We start from the raw sequence: 6326 nt of genomic DNA, 5'->3' as shown, positions 1-6326 counted from the left end.
CTTGTGCGAGTGCGCCTCCTCCATCGTGTCGAGGTGGAAGCCCTCGGAGACGACGATCACGGGCGCGCGGCCGCGGTCGCGCACCGACTCCACCCACTCGCAGATCTGCTCGATCGACTGCGGCTGCTCCGGGATGAGGATGGCGTGCGCGCCGCCGGCCATCCCGGAGTGCAGCGCGATCCAGCCGACGTGCCGTCCCATGACCTCCACGACCATGCAGCGCTGGTGCGACTCGGCGGTCGTGCGCAGGCGGTCGATGGCCTCCGTCGCGATCTCGACGGCCGTGTCGAAGCCGAACGAGTAGTCCGTCGCGGCGAGGTCGTTGTCGATGGTCTTCGGGACGCCGACGATGCGCAGCCCGGCGTCGGTGAGCCGGCGCGCGGCGGTCAACGTGCCCTCGCCGCCGATCGCGATGATCGCGTCGATGCCGTTCTCGTCCATCATCCGCTGGATGTTCTCGGGGCCGCCCGCGTCGCCCTCGAAGGGGTTGGTGCGGCTGGAGCCGAGGATGGTGCCGCCCTGCCGGGAGAGGCCGCGCACGCTGTGCCGGTCGAGCGGCATGATGTCGCCCTCCACGACCCCGCGCCAGCCGTACCGGAAGCCCGCGAACTCGGAGCCGTACACCCGGTCGCCCTTCAGGACCGCGCCGCGGATGACCGCGTTCAGTCCCGGGCAGTCGCCGCCGCTGGTCAGGATGCCGATCTTCATGCTGCTCCGTTTCTCGTTTCGCCCCTACGAATCATGCCGACTCGGCTCCCCCGTGCACAAATTCGCTCTGGACGAGCCGCCGGGGGCGGTGGTATTGGCGCGATCAGAGTCCGAGCGCGCGCTGCAGCTTCGAGGCCGTCGCCGCGTGCCGGGCGCCCGCCTCGAGCAGGCGCGCCTCGATCCCGTCGAGCAGCGCCGTGCGGCCCTCGCGGGTGTCCGGGGCGCCGCTCAGCAGCTCCACCTCCCACTCCCGCCAGGCGTCGCTGTGCCCGGTGCGCAGGTTCTCGCCGTGCACGTGGTCGTCACAGAGCTCGGCCAGGTCGAAGCCGGCGGCGTCCTGCAGCAGGACGGTGACGCGGGTGTTCCGGATGCGCGCGAGGGGCGTCAGCTCCAGCGCGACGCCCTCCGGCAGGTGCTCCCGGACCGCCTGGACGAGCTCGGCCGGCGGCGTGGTCCCGTCGCCGAGCGGCCAGTGCAGCTCACGCCGGCCCTCCTCCTCCGGCGCCAGCTTCACGTGCCAGCCCTCGTCCCCGCCCCCGCTGCGTGCGCGCACCGCGATCCGCGCGCGGGCGAGGTCGAGGCCGGCCGTGTCGAGGTAGGTGGCGACCAGCTCGTCCGTGGTCGGCTCGCCCTCGACGGCGATCGCGCCGACGCCGACGAGCGCCGGCGGAAGGGTCTCCTCGTCCACGTCGTACTTGCGTTCGATCTCCAGCTGGGACGTGTGCGGCATGACCCCTGTCTAGTCCACTTCCGCGCTGTCGCGAAATTACAAGCGGACGCGGGGCACCGCCCGTAGGCTGCCTGGCATGGACACCGCCGACACCATCACCGCCCGCTTCGACGTCACCGGCTGGGAGCCCGCCGAGCTGAGCGGCATCGACGGCGACTGGGTCGGCGCCGTCGTGATGCGCAAGACGTACACCGAGGGACTCGTCGGCGACTCCGTCGCGCACTTCGTCTCCTCCGGCACCGAGGAGGGCGGCCGCGGCTACCTCGCCGCCGAGCGCATCACCGGCACCATGGACGACGGCCGCAGCGGCTCGTTCACCGTCCACCACGGCGCGCTGCAGCACCCGGACGACCCGTCGGCGTTCGGCTACATCGTGCCGGGCACCGGGACGGGCGACTTCGCCGCCTTCGCGGGCGAGGCGCGCATCCACCACGACGAGACCGGGCCCTACTTCGTCTTCACCGTGAGCTGAGCGGCGCGCCCTAGGCTGGCGGGGTGAACCACTCCGCCCTGACCCCGGTGTTCACCGCGCTGCGGGTCGGCCTGCACGCGCTGGTGCTCGGGCTCGCCTGCTACGTGCTCGTGCGCGCGTGCATCTCGGTGGCCTCCACCGGCCGCTGGGTGCCGGAGGGCGTGGTGATCGGCGTGTGCGTGCTGTTCGTGGCGACCTACGCCGCCGCCGGGCCGCTGCGATCGCGGCGGCGCGGGACGTTCCGGCTGCTCTGGCTCGCCGCCCTCACCGTCGAGTGGGTCGTGCTGGCCGCGCTGACCCCCGACGCGACCTTCCTGGTCTTCCCGCTGTTCTTCCTCGCCCTGCACCTGCTTCCCGTCCCGTGGAGCGTCGTCGCGGTCGGCGTCCTCACTCTCGTTGCCATCCTGCTGTTCGGCTGGCACTCCGGCTGGACGGCCGGCGGCATCCTCGGCCCGCTGATCGGCGCGGCCGTCGCCGTGGCGATCGGCCTCGGCTACCGCGCCCTGTTCCGCGAGGCGCAGGAGCGCGAGCGGCTGATCCGCGACCTGATGGAGACCAGGGAGCAGCTGGCGGCGAGCGAGCGTCAGGCCGGGACGCTCGGCGAGCGGGAGCGCCTCGCCCGCGAGCTGCACGACACGGTCGCGCAGGGGCTGTCGAGCATCCAGCTGCTGCTGCACGCCGCCGAGCGGAGCACAACGGACCCGGCGGCCCTGGATGCGCTGCGGCTGGCCAGGGAGACCGCGGCGACCGACCTCGCCGAGACCCGGCGGTTCATCCGGGAGCTGAGCCCGCCCGCCCTCGACGAGCGCTCGCTCCCCGCAGCCCTCGCCCGGCTGGCGGAGCAGACGACCCGCGCCAGCGGGGTGCGCGTGAGCGTGCGGGTGAGCGGCGAGCCCACCCCGCTGCCGATGCCGGTGGAGACGGCGCTGCTGCGCGCGGCGCAGGGGTCGCTCGCCAACGTCGTCCAGCACGCCTGCGCGGCGAGCGCCGGGCTGACGCTGAGCTACATGGAGGACGCAGTGACCCTCGATGTCGTGGACGACGGACACGGCTTCGACACCGGCGGCTCCGAAGACGGTGCCGGACATCCCGGCTCCTTCGGTCTGCGCGCGATGCGCGAGCGCGCGGCCGCGCTGGGCGGGGAGGTCGTGATCGAGTCCGCGCCGGGACGCGGCACGGCGGTCGCCGTCACCCTGCCGATCGGGGGCGCGTCGTGATCCGCATCCTGCTGGCGGACGATCATCCGGTCGTGCGGGCCGGGCTGCGCGCCCTGTTCGCGACGGAGGACGACATCGAGGTCGTCGGAGAGGCCGCGACCCCGCGCGAGGCGGTCGCGCTCGGCGCCCGGCTGCGGCCGGACGTCGTGCTCATGGACCTGCAGTTCGGCGCGGGAGCGGAAGGGGACGGTGCGAGCGCCACGCGGGAGCTGCGCCGCCTGGACGCGCCGCCGCGGGTGCTCGTGCTCACGAACTACGACACCGACGCCGACATCCTCGGCGCGGTCGAGGCCGGGGCGAGCGGCTACCTGCTCAAGGACGCGCCGCCCGCCGAGCTGGTGGCGGGCGTCCGGGCCGCCGCGGCGGGCGAGACCGCACTCGCGCCTGCCGTCTCCGCCCGGCTGGACGAGCGCCGCGACGAGCAGGGCATCCGCCCGAGCGCCAGGGAGATCGAGGTGCTCGCGCTCGTCGCCGCCGGGCGCACCAACGCGGAGATCGCGCGAGAGCTGTTCCTGAGCGAGGCGACGGTGAAGTCGCACCTCGTGCACGTCTTCACGAAGCTCGGCGTCTCCTCGCGCACCGCCGCCGTCGCCGCGGCCACCGAGGCGGGCCTGCTACGGCGCTGACGACGTCCGTCGTGGACGCCCGGAACGGTCTTCACCGCCGCCCGGCCGCGAGGTACCCTCGTGCCATGAGCGACACCGAACGCGAGCCGGAGGACGACGACTTCCGCGAAGCGCAGGAGGGCGACTACGAGCCGGAGCCTGTCGTCCACGACCCCGACGACCTGCCCGTCGACGAGGAGGAGGACGACGACCGCCTCCTGCCGGACGACGACCGCCCCGTCCCGCTCGACCCGGACGACGCCGAGATCGCCTAGCGCGGTTGCCGCGAGGACCGCACGGGGACGTTACGCGAGCGCGTCCTCGAGGAGGTGGATGAGGGCGTCCAGCTGGACGGAGTCCGCGGAGCCGACCTCGACGTCGCTGCCGTCGAGGGCGCGGGCCGCGAGACCCTGCTTGGCGTCGATGAGCTCGGCGATCTTGGAGTCGATGGTCTGCGCCGCGATGATCCGCCACGCGGTGACGGGCTCCTCCTGGCCGATGCGGTGCACGCGGTCGATCGCCTGGGTCTGCTCCGCCGCCGTCCAGGACAGCTCCGCGAGCACGACGTTGGACGCCGCCTGCAGGTTCAGGCCGACGCCGGCGGCGGTCAGCGAGCACACCGCGACCGAGACATCCGGGTCGTTGTTGAAGGCGTCGATCTCCCTCTGACGCGCGATGGCGGTCTGGTCGCCGCGGATCGAGATCGTCTTCAGGTCGCGGGCGGCGAACGCCTCCTCCGCCGCATCCATGACGTCGATGTGCTTGGCGAAGAAGACCACCTTGCCGACGGAGCGCGCCAGCTGCGCGGTGTAGTCGGACGCGAGCCCGGCCTTCGCCTGGCCGATCCTGCGGACCATGGTGAACACATTGTCGCCGGTCTTGGCCGACTTCGACTCCTCCAGCTCGGACTGCGCGACCAGCCGGATGAGGTGCTTCCGGTGCGCCTCGTCGTCGCCGTCGAACGAGTCAGGACGACCGGCGGCCGCGGCGCGGTGGAAGCGGGCGACCAGGCGCGCGGCGAGCTCCTTCTCCGCCTGGCGGATGGAGCGGCCGAGGTCGTCGTCCAGCTCCACCGGCAGGTCGACGACCCGGCGGCTCGGCAGGTCGGCGGCGACGTCGATCTTGCGGCGGCGCACGATGCCGAGGTCGATCACCGACTCGCGGGCCGCGGCGTAGAAGCCGAAGTCGGCCGGGGTCAGACCGGTCTCCTCCAGGCTCTCCATGAGCTCCGCGGTCGGCCGGTCGCCGTCGATCCAGCCGAGGAACTGCCAGATCGCCTTGAAGTCGTCGATGTCGTTGATCAGCGGCGTGCCGGTGAGCGCGATCAGCAGCGGGTCCGGGGTCTTCTCGCGGATCGCGTCCGCGAGGCCGAGCACCAGGCGCGAGCGCTGCGAGTGCAGGTTCTTGATGAAGTGCGCCTCGTCGACGACCATGCCCTTGAAACCGAGGGTGCTGAGCCAGGAGAGGTGCCGGTCGAGCACCTCGTAGTTGACGACGACGATGTCGGCGAAGGCGTCGAGTCCCTCGCCGTCGCCGTGGATGACGGTCGCCCTGCGGTGCGGCGTCCAGCGCTCGACCTCGCGCGCCCAGTTCATCTTCACGACGTTGGGGACGACGGCCAGGAGCGGGTACGCGCCGGCGACGGAGGCGGCGAGCACCGACTGCGCAGTCTTGCCGAGACCCGGCTCGTCGGCGAGCAGGAAGGTCCGGTGGCCCTGCCGCACGCTCTCCAGGAACCGGGACTGGTGGTGCATCAGCTCCAGGCCGGTCGGCGAGTAGCGGTCGATGGCCGGCGCGGGCGGCAGCTCCATGCTCGCCGCCTGGCCGCCCGCTCCGTACTCGAACGACTTGAACAGCGGGCCGAGCAGCTCCCACGAGTCCAGGCGTCGACGCGGTGTCGGCGCCGCCGGAGCGAGCCGGCTGAGGTCGGGGGCGAGGAACGGGTTGGACAGCTGGCGAGCCTTGACGGACGGCGGGACGACCTGCTTCTGCGCCAGCTCCGGCGGCAGCAGGACGCTCTCCTGCGCGACGGGGCGCTCCACGGTGATGATGAGGTCGTCCGGGCTCAGTTCGGTGCCGGACTCGAGCAGCCAGTCGCGGCGCATCTTCTGCGCGGTCGCGGTCGGCGGGGATTCGCTCTCCAGCAGCGAGATCAGCGAGGTGTCGCGGGCGGCCGTCTTGGCGAGGATCGTCGCGATCCCGTCGAGGCGCTTCAGCTGCTCGGCGCGCGCGGCATCGGTGAGGTCGGGGTCGGACTTGGCCCGCGCCCGCTCCTCGCGCATCAGGAAGGCGATGACCTGGAACTTCGTCCGGTTGGTCGGCCCGAGCTTCTTGCCGTCGGTCGCCTTCGCCTCCACCTCGCGCACCTTGCGGGCGAGCACGGGGATGAGACCGTCGTTGTTGGCGTGACGGTTGCGACGCTGCTGGGGGCGGGACGCGCTGCGCTGACCCGAGGTGCTCTGACCCGAAGTGCGCTGACCCGAACGAGACATGGTCCTCCAGTGGATGTGCCGCGAACTGCCATCAGGCGCGGCGCCGGTGGGCGTGAGGGCCGGCGCGGGGCGGCGGGAGGGGGACCGAGTGGTTCCACCCGC

General features: G+C 72.7%; 7 protein-coding genes. 4 read left to right on the top strand and 3 right to left on the bottom strand.

The window, feature by feature from the left end:
• Together ACTHMF_RS04135 and ACTHMF_RS04130 are read right to left on the bottom strand one after the other, a co-directional pair.
• Positions 1–708 (bottom strand): ATP-dependent 6-phosphofructokinase (locus tag ACTHMF_RS04135; RefSeq protein ID WP_440316405.1); only part of this gene is annotated, 708 nt, incomplete at its 3' end.
• A gap of 103 nt (positions 709–811) precedes the next feature.
• The gene (locus ACTHMF_RS04130; RefSeq protein ID WP_314147642.1) at positions 812–1438 is read right to left on the bottom strand and encodes a CYTH domain-containing protein; all 627 of its coding nucleotides are present in this window, start codon (positions 1436–1438) and stop codon (positions 812–814) included.
• 76 nt (positions 1439–1514) lie between these two features.
• Here ACTHMF_RS04130 and ACTHMF_RS04125 point away from each other — a divergent pair, with 76 nt between their 5' ends.
• The 4 genes from ACTHMF_RS04125 to ACTHMF_RS04110 all read left to right on the top strand — a co-directional run bounded on the left by ACTHMF_RS04125 (position 1515) and on the right by ACTHMF_RS04110 (position 4007).
• Positions 1515–1910, top strand: coding sequence for a DUF3224 domain-containing protein (locus tag ACTHMF_RS04125; RefSeq protein ID WP_440316404.1), 396 nt, complete (start codon positions 1515–1517; stop codon positions 1908–1910).
• Between the two features lie 23 nt (positions 1911–1933).
• Positions 1934–3127, top strand: coding sequence for a histidine kinase (locus ACTHMF_RS04120; protein ID WP_440316403.1), 1194 nt, complete (start codon positions 1934–1936; stop codon positions 3125–3127).
• On the top strand, positions 3124–3753 hold the full coding sequence (locus tag ACTHMF_RS04115) for a response regulator transcription factor (protein WP_314147646.1): 630 nt from the start codon (positions 3124–3126) through the stop codon (positions 3751–3753). Before ACTHMF_RS04120 ends, ACTHMF_RS04115 begins: the two co-directional genes overlap by 4 nt.
• 65 nt (positions 3754–3818) lie before the next feature.
• Entirely contained in the window at positions 3819–4007 is a 189-nt protein-coding gene (locus ACTHMF_RS04110; protein ID WP_440316402.1) for a hypothetical protein, read from the top strand.
• A gap of 30 nt (positions 4008–4037) precedes the next feature.
• Here ACTHMF_RS04110 and ACTHMF_RS04105 read toward each other — a convergent pair whose 3' ends face one another.
• Entirely contained in the window at positions 4038–6224 is a 2187-nt protein-coding gene (locus ACTHMF_RS04105; RefSeq protein ID WP_314147649.1) for a DEAD/DEAH box helicase, read from the bottom strand.
• Positions 6225–6326: the final 102 nt, after the last annotated feature.

The organism is Leifsonia sp. (assembly GCF_051955155.1).
Lineage (GTDB): Bacteria > Actinomycetota > Actinomycetes > Actinomycetales > Microbacteriaceae > Leifsonia.
The sequence above is the reverse complement of the archived record's forward strand: the minus strand, read 5'-3'. Positions and strand labels throughout refer to the sequence as shown.

Excerpts from the sequence above, each read along its gene's own strand:
- ACTHMF_RS04125 (WP_440316404.1), top strand. The coding sequence starts at position 1,515 with ATGGACACCGCCGACACCATCACCGCCCGCTTCGACGTCACCGGCTGG.
- ACTHMF_RS04105 (WP_314147649.1), bottom strand. The coding sequence starts at position 6,224 with ATGTCTCGTTCGGGTCAGCGCACTTCGGGTCAGAGCACCTCGGGTCAG.
- ACTHMF_RS04110 (WP_440316402.1), top strand. The coding sequence starts at position 3,819 with ATGAGCGACACCGAACGCGAGCCGGAGGACGACGACTTCCGCGAAGCG.
- ACTHMF_RS04130 (WP_314147642.1), bottom strand. The coding sequence starts at position 1,438 with ATGCCGCACACGTCCCAGCTGGAGATCGAACGCAAGTACGACGTGGAC.